Here is an 18,002-nt window from a genome sequence, read left to right as displayed (position 1 = left end):
TAGTTTTGTTAAATAAATTTTTAGCTTATCTGAATGTGTTTTTACCAGCCAATATCCATTAAATTATCAGGATTATCCTGCGATAAATATTCGATACTATTAGCTTTTTGCTTATGAAAGGTATTCATAATATTCAATATTTCACGTAGATCAATATAATGTTGACCATTCAAAATATTGTAATGCTCATATAATGTAAATTTTTTGTGAGCTAACAAGCCGTCAATCCGTCTGCCTTCATTTTTCATAGCTTCCACATGTTCTTTTTTATATATTATCGAAAAACCAATACCAGAATGACTGCTTTGATTTAGAGAAAACTTTTCAACATCATCGAAGCTTACTGTTTGATCATGATGTAGATTATCAATAAATATAAAGAAATGAGATAGAAAGATAATGCTATTTTCTTTAATAACCATAATTGGCACATGCTTCCAAGTCAACCGCTTTGCGACCCATGGATTTGGAACGACAAAACTGTTATAGGCACGATGCACCCAATACGTCATCATAACGAAAAACAACATGGGTATAGTTGAAAGAGACCAAAGCCCAAGAATACTTCTTACAATTTCATCAATTGTTGTAACCGTATAACTTGTCGAAAACTCCCAAACGGCCATCAAGACATACATCACTACCCATACAGTGGCAACTACAAATAAACCATAACTCTGCCAAAAACTGACTCTTTCAGTAGGCACACCCACACTTATTGTGACTGGCGCTGTTAGCACCGCTTGATCTGGATACTTGCTCAACTGGCTAGGCTTACTCGGTATTAAGCGGTTCAAATTCATGAAGGTATACTATCGATAATAAAAACATAGCCAGCAACATTGGTAATTACTTTGCTCTATAGAGCAAAGTAATTACCGTATTGAGATATAGAAAATTTATTCAACTTAATAAGCTGCTAAACCTTCTTGTACAATAATCTGAACTCTTCTATTTTTACTACAACTCAATCCCTTCTGCTTTCATTACTGAATGCAAATCTTTATCACCGCGACCTGACATATTCACAATAATCGTTTGATCAGGCGTCATTGTTTTAGCCAGCTTAAGCGCGTAGGCAACAGCATGGGCAGATTCAAGCGCAGGGATAATACCTTCTTTGCGGGTGACTTCATGGAAGCCTTCTAGCGACTCTTTATCGGTACAGCCCACATATTCAACACGCTTCATGTCTTTTAAGAAACTGTGTTCAGGACCAACGCCCGGATAGTCAAGACCAGCAGAGATAGAATGCGTCTCTTGAATCTGTCCGTCATCATCTGCCATTAGGTAAGTACGATTGCCGTGCAATACACCAATACGACCAGCTGCTAGTGGCGCTGAATGACGACCTGTTTCGATACCATCACCTGTCGCTTCGACACCATACATTTTGACATCAGTATCATTTAAGAAGTCAAAGAACAGACCAATTGCATTTGAGCCACCACCGACACAGGCGACTAGGGCATCTGGTAATTTGCCAGTCATTTGCAAATGCTGAATGCGCGCTTCTTTACCGATAATCGCTTGGAAATCACGCACGAGTAGCGGATAAGGATGCGGGCCAGCGACCGTACCAATAATGTAATAAGTGCTATCGACATTGGTGACCCAATCACGCATCGCTTCATTCATCGCATCTTTAAGGGTACGTGAGCCAGAAGTGACTGGCACCACCGTCGCACCCAATAAACGCATACGGTAGACGTTCATCTTTTGGCGTTCGACATCATCAGCACCCATATAGACGATACATTCTAACCCTAAACGTGCGGCAATCGTCGCCGTCGCTACGCCATGTTGCCCTGCGCCCGTCTCAGCGATGATACGTTGTTTGCCGCTCATCTTGGCAAGCAGTGCCTGACCAATAGTGTTATTTACCTTATGCGCACCAGTATGGTTAAGGTCTTCACGCTTAAAGTAAATTTGCGCACCACCAATCTCATCACTGAGACGCTTGGCATGATAAAGCGGTGTTGGGCGACCGACGTAATTGACCAAATCGTTATGGTACTCTTCCCAGAATGCAGGATCGGCTTTGACTTTGGTATATAACGCTTCTAGCTCTTCTAGTGCTGCCATCAATGTTTCAGAAACAAAACGACCGCCATGCACACCAAAGTGCCCACGAGCATCGGGATACTGATTGAAGTCTTGCACATCAGCTGGATTGGTAAAAGTATTGACGGCTTGTGCCGTGGCTGATAAATCTTTGTTAGCGACATGACTCATGATAATTCCTACTGTAATAAGTGGTATTTTTTAATATAAATAGTGGAGAACGAAAAAATAAGATTTAAGCAGAAAATCGGAATAACGACCAAACAAGGATAAAGGTGCTTTATGAATCGCTTAGATGGCGTCAGTGACCGTCACGCTTTGCCATCGATCGCGTTTGACCGCTTTCATAAAGGCGCGCATTTTGGCAGCATCTTTTTTGCCTTTAGCCGCCTCGATACCACCGCTGACATCAACAGCGTAAATGGGTAACTCTGTCGTCGCAGCGACGTTTTGAGCATCAAGACCGCCCGCTAAGACAATCGGTAACGAGCTATGGTGAGGAATAAGGCTCCAATCAAAGCGCGCGCCTGTACCACCATATTTATGCTGATGATAAGCATCGAGCAAAATACTACTCGCCCCTGCCGCTGCAAAGCTATCAATACGCGCGCTTACGCTAGCAAGGGTATCTTTCTCCGCATTGATGCGTAAGGCTTTTATCCAGCGTTTATTGACCGCATTTGCCAGTTGTTGGCACTGCTCAGGGCTTTCATCACCGTGGAATTGAATGATATCAAATGCAACATGGTTCGCCAGTTCAACCAACTCTTCGTGTGACATATTAACCACCAAGGCGACGACGCTGACAAAGGCAGGAACGGCGATGCTTAAGGTTTGGGCTTGTTCCATGGTCACAGCACGTGGACTGGGCGGATAAAATACCAAGCCGACCGCATCGACACCCAATTGGGTGGCAGTATGAATATCAGCTACGTCGGTAAACCCGCAAAACTTCACGTGCATGGTGTGACCTTAAAATACAGCAGCCATAGATTGGCTGTCATAGCGATTAAGCATAAAATGATGAGGATTTGTTACTCAATGAGTAAATCAATTGCATCCAAAAACTTATCCTAGCATACTTTTATTCATAGTTTTGTTTATGATTGCGATTGATTAATATGAGGATACTTAATGTCTAACACTGCGTCGGCAACTACCACTACCATTGATGACAACGATGGCAATAATAATAGCAACGATGATAATACCAGCCTAACCTCTGCCCATTATTTGATGTGGTTTCGCCGTGATCTACGCCTACATGACAACACCGCTTTAGCAGCGCTTTGTGAGCGTGCCCGTGATAATGACGCATCAGTAAGCGCTTTGTTCTTCCTCACCCCTGAGCAATGGCAAACGCACGACATGTCCTTGGTTCAACTCGATCATATCGCCCGTACCTTGCCAATATTGGCAAATGACTTGCACAAACAGTTAAATATCACCTTGCATGTACAGGTTTGCGATAGTTTCTCTGATTGTGTGGATTCATTAGACGCCTTATGTGCAGCCAATAATATTAGCTGCGTCATGGCCAATCATGAATACGAGGGCAATGAGATTGAGCGCGACGCACAATTGAGCCAGCTGCTTGCAAAAAACGACATCGAGTTTATACGCTGGCATGATCAATGCATTTTACCACCGAAAAGCATCACCACCAATGACGATAGTATGTATCAGGTATTTACTCCGTTTTATAAAAAGTGGCGGCATACCTTGGAAGTTAGCAACATACAACTGCATAAAGCTTTAGCAATCGATAGCAATAGCAATAGCAATAGCAATAGCAATAGCAACAAGGCTGCTTTAAAAATATCAAAACAGACCGTTAATACTGTCGACGCGATAGAAACATTAAGCCAAAAAGTGGTTAAAGACTACCAACAGTCATTAGCCAACAATACCCAGCTCCGTCATATTGATAGTGAGGCACAGCTTACTCACGCACGTGACGCTTATCCTGCTGGAGAAGTCGCCGCTTGTCACCGCTTGGATCAATTCGTTGCGGATGATATTCATAACTATGATGTGAGCCGCGATGTGCCAAGCTTGCACGCCACTAGTCAATTATCAGCGTATCTGACAATTGGGGTCATCAGTCCCAGACTTTGCTACCTACAAGCGGCTAAAGCACAAGAACAATTGCATGGTAATGATGGCGACAATGAAGACATTAATCGCTGGATCAGTGAGCTGGCGTGGCGAGACTTTTATCGCCATGTATTAGACTATAAGCCAGAACTTATCCAGCATCAAGCTTATAAAAATGAGACCGATGTTAAGATTAATTGGTCATACAATGAGGATGATTTTGATGCGTGGTGTACGGGCAGGACGGGTGTGCCCTTAGTCGATGCCGCGATGCGTTGCTTAAATGCGACGGGCTTTATGCACAATCGCTTACGCATGGTCACCGCGATGTTTTTGACCAAAGACTTATTGATTGATTGGCGCTTAGGCGAGCGCTATTTTATGCAGCAACTGATAGACGGCGACTTTGCCTCAAATAATGGCGGCTGGCAATGGAGCGCATCGACCGGTACGGACTCTGCGCCCTACTTCCGTATTATGAATCCCTTTAGCCAAGCCAAAACTCATGACCCTGATGGGGAATTCATAAAGGAATGGTTACCTGAATTAAAGGATATGCCTGCCAGCATTTTGCATAGCGAAGACAAGATACGTAAAGCTATCAACACAGACGATAGGTTTAGGCGGTTAGATTACCCCGCCCCAATGGTCGAACACAAAGCGGCACGGCAACTGGCGATTACTGAATTTAAAAAATAAGTATTGAATTAAAAAACAGTCATGAGTTTAAAAAAGTCGTAAAGCTGATATGTTTGAGAAGAAAGCGTTAGCTGTTTACTTTGGCTTTATTTTGCGGCGCACTGCCAGTTTGTACCAAACTACTTTGTGCCGCCTTAGCGTTACCAGTATCGATAGCTGGCTTTACTATTCGCGTCTGAATCGTATAAATGGCATACGCTAGACAAGTAAAGCTTATAATGAGCAGCACCCAAGTCGCAAAAGATAGCGACTCCGTTTCTTTGCGGTGTTTGGTTAATTTGCGCTTCTCATGAGCAGACGGCTGATTATTAGGAGTTGTCATATATGCCACCTCTTACATTATATAAGCTTAGTATTAACGACAGCATTTATAAAGCTATCGTTAATAATAAATAAGTCCTGCTATATAATATAGTAACCTTATTACCAATAATTTCAAGCAACATCTGCTAATCGGCGTAGCAATTCATTAAAGCGTTTTCATTTAACTACCCGTACTAAAACATTCTCTCTCCAAAACCTTTTATTAATAAAACCTAAGCATTAAGCCGTTGGCAATTGGCACGCCCCTGCGCCCTGCGTGGTGACCGTGACCACAGCTCCTGTCAACGCAAACAGCTGTTGTATCTGCGTTTGAGCGTTTTTTAGTGCCATGTTCATGACATCGCCGCGACAAGCACGCTCAAGCACTTCTTTTTTTGCCATACTCTGTGCTTGCTCCCAGATTTTAGGATCCACTTGCATCATACCAAAAGCCCCAGTTTGCCAATCATAAATCTCGATATCATCTAGATAAACCGAAAATATCTCTGAGGGTGGCAAAGTAATATCAATCTGCGGCATCATTGAGACTGGCGTGTTCGCGTCGCCCTCCTCTGTTTCACCTACATTAGTATTAGACTGAATATCAGGTTGTACCACTTGTACCATCTCAGGTGTCAATGCGCTTAAATCAATCCCTGCTTCTACACGACCACGGGCGATAAACAACCCTTTTTGCTCATCTTGCCACAGTTTCATCCAACTTCCTGGACGCTCACTGGTGATAACGGTATCTACGCTAAAGGCAACCGTTTGCAGGCGATTGAGCTGCTGAATTTGCGTGACCACGCCTTCACGAGTAATGGTTTCTATTGGCTTTTCTTTGCTAAGATTTTGCGCGGTATAAATAGCAAAGACGATGGCGGCCAAACCAATCAGTAACACTAGCCACGACATCAGGGCAATCGGGTTTTTTTTCGGCTGATTCGCATTATTATCGGCAAGAGAACGTTTATCAGGATTGATCATTTAAGCCACCTCAATGTTTTATCGTTTATTGTTAGAGTTTTATAATTTATTTATAGAAAGCTTTATTTATGGACACTTCTTATATAAAAGCCTCTTCTAGAAACTGTGTTTGATCATTCGCTTAATCAGCTTTTTATGAATAGAGTCCGTAAATATGGTGTGACTTAGATGATGTTTTTGAACCATTACTTCAAGTAATAACTACCAATGCTCTACATAATTGTTGACAAATATCCCTACATAAAAAGAGTAGAGATCTTTATACAAATGTCTTTAGAATCAGTAAATCATCGGATGATTGAGGTGAGACTGAGCTGTTTCTACGATGTTCGCTCTGAAAAAACAAAAAGTCATTGCGTCTTAGGCAAACTTTACCTAACATAGTCAGATTGCATGAACAAAATGCCAGCATATATTTATTCTTCAGGCTTTTAGTCTGAATATTTGTGTTTGCATAGCCCGATATATTGATGCATCAACTACAACTACGTCCTACTGTATGCAGGATGTGGTTACTAAAGTGCTTTTTGTGAAAGCCTTCTTCTGCTAGGCAATGTCCTAGCCTATTACCAAGTAATAAAGGTAAGCTTGCGGCGGTTCTGAGACTTTCAGCAACATGCTCAACATCCTACTACTTCTTATTTTTTATCGTTGATAAGGTTACGCTTTATTTATGAAAGCCAGTCAATTTTTGTTTGCTACTCTAAAAGAAACCCCAAGTGATGCCGATATCGCTTCAAGCCAATTAATGGTGCGCGCCGGTCTTATTCGTAAAATCGCTTCTGGGTTATATATTTGGTTGCCCATGGGGCTGCGTGTCTTGCAAAAAGTCGAACGTATTGTTCGTGAAGAGATGCAGAATATTGGCGCGCAAGAAGTGCTTATGCCAATGACCCAGCCAGCGGAACTCTGGCAAACGACCGGACGTTTTAATGATTACGGCCCTGAGCTATTGCGCTTTAAAGACCGCCATGATCGCGACTTTGTGCTTGGTCCGACCCATGAAGAAGTCATCACCAATCTTGCGCAAGGCGAGCTACGTAGTTATAAACAGCTACCGATTACTTTCTTTCAAATTCAAAACAAATTCCGTGATGAGATTCGTCCACGCTTTGGTGTGATGCGTGCGCGCGAATTCACCATGAAAGACGCCTATTCATTTCATGTTGATCAGGCCTCATTGGCCAAGACTTATCATGATATGTATGACGCTTACACGCGCATTTTTACTCGTTTGGGTTTAGACTTCCGTGCGGTACAAGCAGACACTGGCTCCATCGGTGGTTTTGCGTCGCACGAGTTTCATGTCTTAGCAGATAGCGGCGAAGATGATATCGCCTTTTCAGATTCTTCTGATTATGCAGCGAACGTTGAGCTGGCAGAATCGGTGAGCACTGCTGAGCGTCAGCCACCCAAAATGGAACGCGAAGACGTGTTAACTGAAGAGATGACCAGTTGTAAAATGGTTGCTGAACATTTGGATGTTCCATTAGCCACTACGGTTAAAACGTTAATCGTTCATGGTCATGATGAGAATGATGAGCCACAGCTTATAGCGATCGTACTGCGCGGTGATCATCAATTAAATACGATCAAAGCGGAGAAAATCGAAGAAGCCAACGTCCCATTGACCATGGCATCTGATGAAGAGCTAAAAGCCGCAGGTCTGCATAAAGGCTATATCGGTGTTGATTTAGATATGCCGGTGTTTGTCGATCGTTCGGCAGCAGCACTATCAGATTTTGTCTGCGGTGCGAATGAAGTCAATAAACACACCATCGGTATGAACTGGGCAAGAGACACTCGTATCACGCGTATTGTTGATGTGCGTAACGTGCAAGAAGGCGACCCTTCTCCTGATGGTAAAGGCAGTCTAAAAATCAAACGCGGTATCGAAGTGGGTCATATCTTCCAGCTCGGTGATAAGTACTCGCAAGCGATGAATGCGACCGTATCTGGTGAAGATGGCAAGCCAGTCACTCTAATGATGGGTTGCTACGGTATTGGTGTCAGCCGTATTATCGCTGCTGCTATCGAACAGAATAACGATGAAAACGGTATCATGTGGCCAAAAACGCCGACCGTTGACGATTCGATTGCACCTTTTGAAGTCGCTATCATACCGATGAAGTCAAAAGAAGAGACCGTCATGCAGACCGCTACTGCCCTGTATGACGAGTTAAAGGCTCAAGGTATCAACGTGCTACTCGATGACCGTAACGAGCGTCCTGGCGTTAAGTTTGCTGATCTTGAATTGATTGGTATTCCGCACCGTATCGTCGTCTCTGATCGCAATCTTGCAGAGGACAAATACGAGTACGTCAATCGCCGTGAGACAGAAAAGCAGATGCTAAGCCGTGAAGAAGTAATAGCAAAAGTAAGCGGCAAATAGTTTTACTCGTAAAAACTGTGCCATAAAAAGCGCTTATCTCATTTAATGAGATAGGCGCTTTTTTACTTCTAAAAAATGAAAATTGTTATTTGATATTATATTTTTTAGCAATCGCCTTACTACGTTTCTGACTCTCATTAGCGGTGCAAACATTAGCGCCAATCTGGGCGTACACCACAGAATTATTCATTGGACCGTCGTATTCAAAGTCACACTTATCGCTGCGACTCTTTAACCATATACGTTGTTCTTTGTCCAACTGCTGTTGTTGTGTCGTATTCAAAGTACGATAAGCACTCATATAAATTTTATTAAGGCGATTTTTTTCGACTATAATCGCATCATTACCACAATCATAAGCCACTTCCATATAAGCATCTTCACAGTTATATTGATTTTCAATAAACTCCGCTTGTGCCGATTGCATGAGAGAGATAGACAAAGCAGCTGCCGCTAGCGCCGTCAAAAAACCAGTTGCCCATTTCATCTTGACCTCCCAGGCAAAGCAAAATAACATCTGCCTAAATGAGCATATAAACGTATTTGATGAGTATTAGCAAGCACTCTTAGTCTACTGACGAATCAAGCGGCTTGGCTGTGGTAATAAGCGGATATCACTCACACGGCAAGGATTGATATCGATACCGCCGCGGCGCGTATACCACGCACGAACCATCAACTCGCTTGGCTCATACTGTTTGCTTAAATCAGCAAATATCTGCTCGACACACTGCTCATGAAAACCATTATGCTGGCGGAAACTTAAGATATAACGCAGCATGCCAGCGTCGTCGACTGTCTTATCACTGGTCATCGAAACCGCCAATGTACCCCAATCTGGCTGATTGGTCACCGGACAATTACTACGCAGTAAATTAGAATAAAAAGTATAAGGCTGAGCACTGGCAATTTCTGAATGAGCATTCGTTCTAGCATCGCTCAATAAAGATGCATCAGGATGCTCGCATAATGCAATCTTTTCGCTAGTATTGGCAAGCGCGTCATCAATACACGCACCCTCAGGCTGAGCAATCAATAACTCTGATGTCTTATTATAAAGATTATCATCCAAGCCAAACAGCTCAACTTGCACTTCTGCTTGTACGCATGCCGATAAGTCTTTAGCAATCAGCGTTTGCACAGCTTCCCAACTAGGGAATTCGGTAAAGTTGATACTGTTCAAATACAGCTTAAGTGATTTTGACTCGACGATAAATGGCGAGCTAGCAGGAATACCAAAACGTGCGATAGCCACTTGCGAGAGTCCTTGCGGATTCAACCAAGACATCTCAAATGCCTGCCACCAATCGATGCCAACCATCAACTTATCATCTTGCCAGCCAATGGCATCACGCCCCATACTGCGGGCAATAGGATATAAGGTTTCTGGACTATACTCAGTTGGATAGTCAGTAGTTTGCTCACCCAAGATACCGTGAATACTCATAAGTTACTTACCTTGCATACTTAAATATAATGAAATAAAAACCAGCCATTTTACAGCAATGGGTTATTTTATGGGAATAAGTTGCCAATTGGATGTGGGGTCGGCTTTCACTAACTTAAAGCGTACTCGATATCCTACATCATCTGTTTCATTGATAAGATAATAAAAGTCGACCAAAACGTTATCATTACCTTGCCATTCAATATCAACATCTTCAAAATCATGTTTTTGTTCTCGATTTTGGTAAAATGCCAAATGCGCTTTTAATTCACTGGGGTCACTTTCATAAACTATTTGATAACTGCCTTCTCTGTGCTTTTGCCAAATCGTAATATTTTCTTCACCTATATAACGCTCTACTGTAGTAATACGTTCTTTGTTGGGTGATACCCTAATATCAATACCATCAAATTGTTGATTAAAGCCAGTTTTGAGATTAATAAGTATCGTATTTTCTATTTCAGGGAAACTTCTCAACAAGTACAGCAGTTGTCTCTTTTGGTCATAATCATATAGCGAAAAATAAGAGTGAGATTGGCCGTCAGGAGCAAACAGCTCATCACGAAAAACCAACGGTAAGCTTCGATTGGGTACTTGGATATATATCGTATCTTTTTCTCTCGAAACGCGGTTGCTCAATCTCCACTTTTCGCTAAGCTTGTTATCATGTTTCTCTAAGCTTGTCTCAAGGCATTTCCTATAAGCGACCAGACTGTCGTATTCACACTCATTATCAAAGTAATCTGATTTTCTGGCTGGGTTTAGTGCTTTCCAAACATAGTCATCCATTGTCGCTTTGGGCAGTTCTGCTTGCGCTGAAACAGAGAGCATTGATAACATTAGTAGTAATCCACTCGTCATACAGATGCGAATTGAATTGGCTACTGGTAGAGTTACTTGCATATGAGAGTTAAACCTTTTTATTATTTTTTAATCGTTGGTATTAGCATCAGTTGAAACTCTCTGCCATTTACCTTCTTTATTGTCAGCCGCATAAATATAGCGCACGCGAAATGCTACCGTGTCAGTGGGATTGACTCTGTAATAAAAATCAACGTTGATTTTATTATCGCTTGTCCAACTGATATCTCGCGCTTCGTACACTTCATATTTTTTATCCTCATCATCATCTTGCTCATACAATTCATTACTACCAAATACCATTGTATAGCGTCCGTCATTGTTAGCTTTTTGACGATCCCATAACATTATATCTTTAGCCATACCTCCTCACTTGTCGATGGCTCTAAAGCTAAAGGCGCTGCCTGTGCATCTAAGGCTGCTATTGTGGTCAATATAAATAGTCCTGCGACAGTCAATGCTGTTTTTATATAACGAGAAATAGCGATCATTTATATATCACCTGCATGTAGCTGCCACTTATCCGTTGAGGCATTCTTAATAAAGGTATAACGCACTCGAAAAGCTGCGGAATCCTTTTCATTTAGCTTATAAAAATAATCTGCATAAAATTTACTATCATTCAACCAAGTAAGGGTTTCGGCATCATAAACCAGCTTGGCTTTGTCCGCTTGATAAAAATTTTTATGACTGTCGTAGTTTTTTGAATCGTCACTACTGCTATAGACTTGTTTATAGTAGCCTTCATAGTAACCACTATCTTGCAGTGCCCAAATATTAATGTTTTCAGTAGCGCCCATCTCGCTTTCAAACCCTACGATATATCTCATATCAGGCGAAACACTTAGCTTCCTAAAATCAAAATCTTGCCAAAACCCAGTCTTCAAATTGACCACTGTCAGAGTTTCTGATTCATAAAAGCTTTGATGTATGGTCAGTAATTGCCGCGATTTATCATAATATTTTAATGAATAATAAGCATTGAAATCGGTCTCAAAAGGACTGGAATAATCAACCAATACTAGTGGGTGTTTACGATTAGGCACGTCAATATAAATCGCATTTCTTTCTCGAATAACTCTGTCGTCAATCCCCCACTGCTTACTAAACGCATTATCAACATCTTCTCGCAAGTTATAAAGGCAATTTTGTAGAGCCGCATGAGTCTCATATTTGTAATCATGATTACAGTCATATTTATAAGATGCAGGATCTAGAGGCTTCTCCATAACCACCCAATCATAATCATCGGTAGTCGCAAACGATGCCGCGATAGCAATAATGGAAAAGCTACTTAATGCAGCTAGTATAAAAAACTTGTGTATTAGTGAAGTTTTAAACATAAAAAAAAGCCCAACAATGTTAGGCTTTTATAATAAGACTATCGGTATACTGATGACAAGTTATCGAGGTGATAAATTAACTACAAGCGCACACGCGAGCCATCGCTTAGTAAACGATAAGAGATGACATAAAACACCACGCAAAATACAAAAATCGCTGCCATTGAATACCAGACGTTGACATCAGAATAGCCCAAAATTCCGTAGCGGAACGAATTCACCATATAGACAATGGGATTGAGTAACGAGACGTTTTGCCAAAATGTTGATAACCCTTCCATTGAGTAAAAGACGCCGCCCAAAAAGGTAAGAGGCGTTAATACAAAGCTCGGAATAATAGAGATATCATCAAATGAGCGGGCAAAAACGGCATTAATAAAGCCGCCCAGCGAAAACAGTATCGAAGTACCAAGCACGGTAAATATCGTCACAAATAAATGTTCAATACCAAGATCGGTAAAGAACAGCGCGACGATAGAGACAATAATAGCAATGGCCAAACCACGGAAGATACCACCGCTGACGTAACCCATTAAGATAGCATGCTTGGAGACAGGAGAGACTAACAGCTCTTCAATACTCGCGGTAAACTTGGCACTAAAAAAACTAGAGACCACATTAGAGTAACTGTTGGTAATCACGGCCATCATGATAAGACCAGGGACGATGAACTGCATATAAGGCACACCGCCCATCTCGCCTACTCTATCGCCTATCATTTTACCAAAGATAACGAAGTAGAGCGTCATAGTAATGACGGGTGGCAACAAAGTCTGTGGCCAAATACGCAAAATTCGGCGTACTTCTTTTAGCAATATCGTCCGAAAAGCAATCCATTTTTTGGACCATGACATACTGTCATTAGGGTCTACTACTATTTTCTGATTCATAGTCCTGACTCCTTCATACTGTCTTGATTCTGGATATTTTGGTCGACAAGGCGCATAAACAGCTCTTCTAAACGGTTAGACTTGTTACGCATACTGGCAATAGTAATACCTTGCTCGGACAATTGCGTAAACACGCCATTCAATGACTCACCTTCTGTTAAGGTTACCTCAAGCGTGAGATCATCTGGTTGCACCACTTCAGTCACGCCCGTCAGTTGCAAGGGATGCTCAAGCGGCGCCGAGACGTCAAAGACAAAGGTCTCGACCGACAACTGCGCCAGCAAATCCTTCATATCTGTATTGATTCGAATCTCACCATGATCCAAGATAGCGATGCGCTTACATAGCTGCTCAGCCTCTTCAAGATAATGGGTCGTCAGAATAATCGTGGTGTTCTCTTCGACATTAATCTGCTGCATAAACTCCCACATAGAACGGCGCAGCTCAATATCGACCCCTGCGGTTGGCTCATCGAGAATCAATAGCTTAGGCTTATGAATCAGCGCTCGGGCAATCATTAAACGACGTTTCATACCGCCTGACAGCTCCCGCGACTTACTATCACGTTTATCCCAGAGACCCAATGCTTTTAGCAAGCGCTCAGCGCGTGGCTTTGCCTCTTTGGCAGAAATACCAAAATAACCTGCTTGGGTTATCAGAATATCTTCTACTTTTTCAAACATGTTAAAGTTAAATTCTTGTGGGACGACGCCAAGATACTGTTTAGCCACCGAAGGATTGGCTAATAAGTCGACACCAAAAATATTTACACTGCCGCTGGTTGGCTTAAATAATGAACTAATAATGCCAATCATCGTCGATTTACCAGCACCGTTCGGTCCTAGTAGCGCAAAAAAACCACCTTGTGGCACCGTTAAACTGACATCTTTTAATGCCGAAAACCCGTTATCATAAGTTTTGGATAAGTTCTGAATAGATAGCGCTGGTACTTCAGACATGAATACCTCTTTATTTGTTATAAAATTTACATCAAAACTGCTTTGTAGAATATTTTAGCAGGTACGATTTAATGTCTTAAAGTGAGGCTATCAACACCACATTTCAACTGCATTATGTGAGAAGTACCATATTAATAATACTCATCATCAAAAAAAACGCCTACCTCATTAAATGAAATAGGCGTTTAATCAATGAGTATCTTAAAAATTCAATAGGCTATGTATCACCGCCCATAATGGCTTGGTAATGATTAGCTGGCTTCACCAACCATATAGTCTACTGCATTTTGAACTTCTTCATCAGGAATATCCGCACCACCTTTAGCAGGCATCGCGTTGAAGCCGTTGATCGCATGGGTATATAGAGTATCTTTACCTTTTGCTATACGTGGTCCCCAAGCCCCTGCGTCCCCTAACATAGGTGAACCAAGCAAACCTGAAGCATGACAAGTCTGACAAACAGCGTTATAAACAGCAGCACCATCACGAGGGCCATCCCCTGCCGAAGGACCTGATGAGCGTGCGGTTACATCACAAACTTCATCGTCTTCGAAACATACTGTAGCAACAGGCTGAATACGCGCAATCAAATTAGGATATAGGGCAATGAGCTTTTGTACTTGCGGCGTATCTTGCGGAATAGGCTCTTCATCAGCCGCAGGCGCTGCAGCAGCCATCTCTTCCGTTGCCGCAGCGTCATCTGTGGTGCCGTCTGCTGTCACGCTCGCATCAGCTACAGCAGTGTCATCTGTAGTATCGGCAGCAGCTTGGGTATCATCACCGAGCTGTTGTGGCGCATTTTCGACCACCTCTTGCGCTTCTGCTACATCAGAGACAGTTACAGGGGTATCTGCAACATCTTCCGCTTGGCTCACCGCGATACTAGCAATTCCTAGAATGGCAGCTGCCGATAACATCACTACTTTTCTCATTCGTCACGTTCTCTTATTACAGATACAAGGACTCGCATGACTTGGACATTCTGTTTATCCTCTTTTGACGACACCTCGTCATCAATAGCAAACAGCCATCCCGCCTGCAAGCGCACTTGTAATCGGTGATTATAAATATGAATTGTCCCTGACATTATAAGGGAAAAGGCAGGTAAATTGCCATGCCTGTTTAATGACTATCTTGTTTTTTCTTAAAAAGCGTCAATAGCAGCCTTCGCTCATTGGCTTTCTGGCTTTTATTTGTTAGACTAGGCGGTCTTTATTTTTCGACAGACTGCCCTGTCAATAATACTCAATTAAACGTAGTATGCAGTATTGAGCAACCTAGCAGTCAACTCGTATTATGCGCTCGTAGCTCAGTTGGATAGAGTATCGGTCTCCGAAGCCGAGGGTCGTGGGTTCGATTCCCGCCGAGCGCACCACTTCTTATGAATGATATTTCATCTCTCCCTAGCATTACCTCCTAATACTTCTAGCACCCTACCTACTAACACTTCCAAAAACCTTTAACAGCAACACTCTGCGTCTTTAGCTGTTATTAACTATGATGTATTAACACCTATAAAATGTTGTACATATCGTTGTCAACCTTTATTCAATATATGTCATCTTCTAATTGAGCCGCAATTTGCCTTCCTACTTGCCTGCCTGATTGCCTATTTATAAAACTGTATGACTGACACTACTCTGCATCCTGTAAGTTTGCAGTTAATTGGGCACGGTTGGGGACTCGGTGGTAATTAATCACGGGTACGTCGCCTAGACGCCGTTGACCAGCGGCCACTTTTTTATCAATAGTAATCATCGCAATCTTTTTGTTTTGCTCGCTGATAACTAAATGATTGGCCTTACGATTAACGCGATAGTCAGGAAAATAGTTATTAATTAATACCGCTGTTTTTTGTAGGTCATCATTACTAGGTTTTTTCGCGCCTTTGGGTGATTTATTATCAAAGGTCTCATCCGCTTTTGCGCCTCGCGTCTTTGCGACCAGCCAAAGGGCTGCGACCACGGCTAGCAACATGACAAGCCACCAAATTCCATCTATCATAGAAATATGTATCCATTGTAAGCAGGGGTTATGCCATGTTAGCAGAATTACCACCAGCGTTAATAGCTGAAGTAGCGCTTGCCGCCAAACTATTGGACTCAAAACAACGCATCTGCATTTTAACGGGCGCAGGGATTTCAGCAGAAAGCGGTATTCCCACTTTTCGAGACAAACAAACAGGATTGTGGGAGAACTACGGCGTTGAGGATTTGGCGACACCCGAGGCGTTCACTCGCAACCCAAAGCTGGTATGGTCGTGGTATCAGTGGCGCAGACAATTGGTCGCGGACAAAAAACCGAATCCTGCTCATGAGGCCTTAGCGCAGTGGCAATACCATAGCCAATCAACCGACCAGCAGGTAACACTCATCACGCAAAATGTCGATGACTTACATGAGCAGGCTGGTAGTAGCGTGACTCATTTGCATGGTAATCTGTGGGCCAATCGTTGTAGTCAATGCGATGCACCCTATAAAAAGCAGTCTAGAGGCTCATATAGCAGCGCTGACACTATGGATTATAGTGAGACGCTAATTAACTGCCCACATTGCGAGGGCTATATCAGACCAGATATCGTTTGGTTTGGCGAAGCACTGCCAGTCCAAGCATGGCAAACCGCTGAAGAGGCGGCGGCGAATTGTGAGGTATTTATCAGTATTGGCACATCGAGCTTGGTCTACCCTGCGGCAGGGCTTGCACAATTGGCCAAGCAAAATGGTGCTAACGTTATCGAAATAAATCCTGACCCAACGCCGAACGCCATCGTTGATATTACCTTGGCAGAAAAAGCCGGTGTGATTATGCCGTTGTTAATCGAAAAAATCACGGCGCTGTAATCGTTTGACCCTAGAAGCATCTCGTATAAAAAGAAAAGGCTTAACAATTGACATCAACCGTTAAGCCCTAGCGAATAAAAACTTCATCAATCATTGCTTATTGCAAAGCAAGATCTACCTTTGCTAAATATTCCTTTTTTAACTCATCACTGATAAACGAAGAATGAAAGGCGTTCTTTACCAAAGTAACCACATCGTCTTCTGTCAGCGGTAAGTTTTCGCATATATTTATAAAATTCTGATTCATGTAGCCTTTGAAATACGCTGGATCGTCAGAATTTATGCTGACATTTAGACCGTAATCTAGCAGTGCTTTGATATTGTGCTCTCGATAGGTTTCAAACACTTTGAGTTCGATATTGGAGTTCGGACAAACCGTCAACGGCATTTGCTCGTCTTTTAAGCGTTGCATCAGCTCTGGGCTTTTGATCGATTGCACGCCATGATCAATTCTATTTATCTCTAATAAATCCAAGGCTTCATAGATATAAGTAAAGTCTGCCTCTTCGCCAGCGTGGGCAACCAACTTAAAGCCTGCTTCTTTGGCTTTTTTGAAAACGTCCTTAAACTTAGCAGGCGGATTGCCCAATTCTGCAGAATCAAGACCAACACCAATGATGTCATCTTTAAACGCCAGCGCCTCCTCTAAGGTCTCGAACGCCTCTGCTTGCGATAAATGTCGTAAAAAACACATGATGATGCAAGAAGTGATGCCATATTGTGCTTTGGCATCGGCAAGCGCTTTTTTGATGCCCGTTATCACGACTTCAAAAGGTACGCCCCTTGCCGTATGCGTTTGCGGGTCAAAAAATATCTCCGTATGAATGACGTTGTCTTCAACACACTTCAGAATATATTCCCATGTTAAATCATAAAAATCATCTTGAGTGATGAGAACATTGGCACCCGCATAGTAGATATCTAAAAAGGTTTGTAGATTGGTGAAGTTGTAGGCGCGGCGTACGTCTTCTATGTCTGTGTAAGAAATCTCTATTTGATTCTTTTTCGCCAATCTAAACATCAGCTCCGGCTCAAGTGAGCCTTCGATATGTAAGTGCAGCTCCGCTTTTGGCAGTTTCTTTATTAACTCAATCATAGTGTTCCAGTAGTGGTTTTTTAT

At 42.4% G+C, this 18,002-nt stretch carries 18 protein-coding genes and 1 tRNA gene; 4 read left to right on the top strand and 15 right to left on the bottom strand.

Features of this window, described 5'->3' with window-relative positions:
• Positions 1–41 precede the first annotated feature (41 nt).
• The 3 genes from W293_RS0109235 to W293_RS0109225 form a co-directional block, all read right to left on the bottom strand.
• The gene (locus tag W293_RS0109235) at positions 42–803 is read right to left on the bottom strand and encodes a hypothetical protein (protein WP_025652168.1); all 762 of its coding nucleotides are present in this window, start codon (positions 801–803) and stop codon (positions 42–44) included.
• A 157-nt stretch (positions 804–960) separates the two neighbouring features.
• Positions 961–2,163: a tryptophan synthase subunit beta gene (gene trpB / locus W293_RS0109230; RefSeq protein WP_025652166.1), complete on the bottom strand. Its 1,203-nt coding sequence runs from the start codon at positions 2,161–2,163 to the stop codon at positions 961–963.
• 192 nt (positions 2,164–2,355) lie between these two features.
• Positions 2,356–3,027: a phosphoribosylanthranilate isomerase gene (locus W293_RS0109225; protein ID WP_025652165.1), complete on the bottom strand. Its 672-nt coding sequence runs from the start codon at positions 3,025–3,027 to the stop codon at positions 2,356–2,358.
• A 171-nt stretch (positions 3,028–3,198) separates the two neighbouring features.
• Between W293_RS0109225 and W293_RS0109220 the strand changes: the two genes are divergently transcribed.
• Positions 3,199–4,860, top strand: a complete 1,662-nt coding sequence (locus W293_RS0109220; RefSeq protein WP_025652164.1) for a cryptochrome/photolyase family protein — start codon at positions 3,199–3,201, stop codon at positions 4,858–4,860.
• Positions 4,861–4,927: 67 nt separating this feature from the next.
• Here W293_RS0109220 and W293_RS0109215 read toward each other — a convergent pair whose 3' ends face one another.
• Together W293_RS0109215 and W293_RS0109210 are read right to left on the bottom strand one after the other, a co-directional pair.
• Positions 4,928–5,182: a hypothetical protein gene (locus W293_RS0109215; protein ID WP_025652163.1), complete on the bottom strand. Its 255-nt coding sequence runs from the start codon at positions 5,180–5,182 to the stop codon at positions 4,928–4,930.
• A gap of 221 nt (positions 5,183–5,403) precedes the next feature.
• Positions 5,404–6,150, bottom strand: a complete 747-nt coding sequence (locus W293_RS0109210; protein ID WP_025652162.1) for a DUF4230 domain-containing protein — start codon at positions 6,148–6,150, stop codon at positions 5,404–5,406.
• Positions 6,151–6,823: 673 nt separating this feature from the next.
• Here W293_RS0109210 and W293_RS0109205 point away from each other — a divergent pair.
• Positions 6,824–8,542: a proline--tRNA ligase gene (locus tag W293_RS0109205; RefSeq protein WP_025652161.1), complete on the top strand. Its 1,719-nt coding sequence runs from the start codon at positions 6,824–6,826 to the stop codon at positions 8,540–8,542.
• A gap of 85 nt (positions 8,543–8,627) precedes the next feature.
• Here the strand turns inward: W293_RS0109205 and W293_RS0109200 are convergent, their stop codons facing one another.
• The 8 genes from W293_RS0109200 to W293_RS0109160 form a co-directional block, all read right to left on the bottom strand.
• Positions 8,628–9,029, bottom strand: coding sequence for a lysozyme inhibitor LprI family protein (locus W293_RS0109200; protein WP_025652160.1), 402 nt, complete (start codon positions 9,027–9,029; stop codon positions 8,628–8,630).
• A gap of 84 nt (positions 9,030–9,113) precedes the next feature.
• The gene (gene queF / locus W293_RS0109195; protein WP_025652159.1) at positions 9,114–9,989 is read right to left on the bottom strand and encodes an NADPH-dependent 7-cyano-7-deazaguanine reductase QueF; all 876 of its coding nucleotides are present in this window, start codon (positions 9,987–9,989) and stop codon (positions 9,114–9,116) included.
• Between the two features lie 63 nt (positions 9,990–10,052).
• Entirely contained in the window at positions 10,053–10,892 is an 840-nt protein-coding gene (locus tag W293_RS0109190) for a hypothetical protein (RefSeq protein ID WP_025652158.1), read from the bottom strand.
• Between the two features lie 27 nt (positions 10,893–10,919).
• A complete protein-coding gene (locus tag W293_RS0109185) occupies positions 10,920–11,213 on the bottom strand; it encodes a hypothetical protein (protein ID WP_156915616.1) in 294 nt (97 codons plus the stop codon).
• Positions 11,214–11,341: 128 nt separating this feature from the next.
• The gene (locus W293_RS0109175) at positions 11,342–12,193 is read right to left on the bottom strand and encodes a hypothetical protein (protein ID WP_025652156.1); all 852 of its coding nucleotides are present in this window, start codon (positions 12,191–12,193) and stop codon (positions 11,342–11,344) included.
• 80 nt (positions 12,194–12,273) lie between these two features.
• Positions 12,274–13,047, bottom strand: a complete 774-nt coding sequence (locus tag W293_RS0109170) for an ABC transporter permease (protein WP_025652155.1) — start codon at positions 13,045–13,047, stop codon at positions 12,274–12,276.
• Between the two features lie 32 nt (positions 13,048–13,079).
• A complete protein-coding gene (locus W293_RS0109165) occupies positions 13,080–14,042 on the bottom strand; it encodes an ABC transporter ATP-binding protein (RefSeq protein WP_025652154.1) in 963 nt (320 codons plus the stop codon).
• A 251-nt stretch (positions 14,043–14,293) separates the two neighbouring features.
• Complete coding sequence (locus W293_RS0109160) at positions 14,294–14,974, bottom strand: c-type cytochrome (protein WP_025652152.1); 681 nt, start codon at positions 14,972–14,974, stop codon at positions 14,294–14,296.
• A 366-nt stretch (positions 14,975–15,340) separates the two neighbouring features.
• Here W293_RS0109160 and W293_RS0109155 point away from each other — a divergent pair.
• Positions 15,341–15,417, top strand: a tRNA-Arg gene (locus W293_RS0109155).
• Positions 15,418–15,677: 260 nt separating this feature from the next.
• On the opposite strand, the gene W293_RS0109150 is transcribed toward W293_RS0109155, so the two are convergent.
• Positions 15,678–16,046: a hypothetical protein gene (locus W293_RS0109150; RefSeq protein WP_025652151.1), complete on the bottom strand. Its 369-nt coding sequence runs from the start codon at positions 16,044–16,046 to the stop codon at positions 15,678–15,680.
• A gap of 35 nt (positions 16,047–16,081) precedes the next feature.
• Between W293_RS0109150 and W293_RS0109145 the strand changes: the two genes are divergently transcribed.
• Positions 16,082–16,882 carry an NAD-dependent deacylase gene (locus W293_RS0109145; protein ID WP_025652150.1) on the top strand — a complete coding sequence of 267 codons (801 nt, stop codon included), beginning with the start codon at positions 16,082–16,084 and terminating at the stop codon, positions 16,880–16,882.
• A gap of 97 nt (positions 16,883–16,979) precedes the next feature.
• Here W293_RS0109145 and W293_RS0109140 read toward each other — a convergent pair whose 3' ends face one another.
• Entirely contained in the window at positions 16,980–17,978 is a 999-nt protein-coding gene (locus W293_RS0109140) for an adenosine deaminase (protein ID WP_025652149.1), read from the bottom strand.
• Positions 17,979–18,002 lie beyond the last annotated feature (24 nt).

It is taken from the genome of Psychrobacter sp. TB67, from assembly GCF_000511065.1.
GTDB lineage: Bacteria > Pseudomonadota > Gammaproteobacteria > Pseudomonadales > Moraxellaceae > Psychrobacter > Psychrobacter okhotskensis.
The sequence above is the reverse complement of the archived record's forward strand: the minus strand, read 5'-3'. Positions and strand labels throughout refer to the sequence as shown.

What these genes read in the sequence shown, in the direction of transcription:
- W293_RS0109235 (WP_025652168.1), bottom strand. Translation starts at nt 803, where the DNA reads ATGAATTTGAACCGCTTAATACCGAGTAAGCCTAGCCAGTTGAGCAAG.
- W293_RS0109225 (WP_025652165.1), bottom strand. Translation starts at nt 3,027, where the DNA reads ATGCACGTGAAGTTTTGCGGGTTTACCGACGTAGCTGATATTCATACT.
- W293_RS0109220 (WP_025652164.1), top strand. Translation starts at nt 3,199, where the DNA reads ATGTCTAACACTGCGTCGGCAACTACCACTACCATTGATGACAACGAT.
- W293_RS0109215 (WP_025652163.1), bottom strand. Translation starts at nt 5,182, where the DNA reads ATGACAACTCCTAATAATCAGCCGTCTGCTCATGAGAAGCGCAAATTA.
- W293_RS0109210 (WP_025652162.1), bottom strand. Translation starts at nt 6,150, where the DNA reads ATGATCAATCCTGATAAACGTTCTCTTGCCGATAATAATGCGAATCAG.
- W293_RS0109205 (WP_025652161.1), top strand. Translation starts at nt 6,824, where the DNA reads ATGAAAGCCAGTCAATTTTTGTTTGCTACTCTAAAAGAAACCCCAAGT.
- W293_RS0109200 (WP_025652160.1), bottom strand. Translation starts at nt 9,029, where the DNA reads ATGAAATGGGCAACTGGTTTTTTGACGGCGCTAGCGGCAGCTGCTTTG.
- queF (WP_025652159.1), bottom strand. Translation starts at nt 9,989, where the DNA reads ATGAGTATTCACGGTATCTTGGGTGAGCAAACTACTGACTATCCAACT.
- W293_RS0109190 (WP_025652158.1), bottom strand. Translation starts at nt 10,892, where the DNA reads ATGCAAGTAACTCTACCAGTAGCCAATTCAATTCGCATCTGTATGACG.
- W293_RS0109185 (WP_156915616.1), bottom strand. Translation starts at nt 11,213, where the DNA reads ATGGCTAAAGATATAATGTTATGGGATCGTCAAAAAGCTAACAATGAC.
- W293_RS0109175 (WP_025652156.1), bottom strand. Translation starts at nt 12,193, where the DNA reads ATGTTTAAAACTTCACTAATACACAAGTTTTTTATACTAGCTGCATTA.
- W293_RS0109170 (WP_025652155.1), bottom strand. Translation starts at nt 13,047, where the DNA reads ATGTCATGGTCCAAAAAATGGATTGCTTTTCGGACGATATTGCTAAAA.
- W293_RS0109165 (WP_025652154.1), bottom strand. Translation starts at nt 14,042, where the DNA reads ATGTCTGAAGTACCAGCGCTATCTATTCAGAACTTATCCAAAACTTAT.
- W293_RS0109160 (WP_025652152.1), bottom strand. Translation starts at nt 14,974, where the DNA reads ATGAGAAAAGTAGTGATGTTATCGGCAGCTGCCATTCTAGGAATTGCT.
- W293_RS0109150 (WP_025652151.1), bottom strand. Translation starts at nt 16,046, where the DNA reads ATGATAGATGGAATTTGGTGGCTTGTCATGTTGCTAGCCGTGGTCGCA.
- W293_RS0109145 (WP_025652150.1), top strand. Translation starts at nt 16,082, where the DNA reads ATGTTAGCAGAATTACCACCAGCGTTAATAGCTGAAGTAGCGCTTGCC.
- W293_RS0109140 (WP_025652149.1), bottom strand. Translation starts at nt 17,978, where the DNA reads ATGATTGAGTTAATAAAGAAACTGCCAAAAGCGGAGCTGCACTTACAT.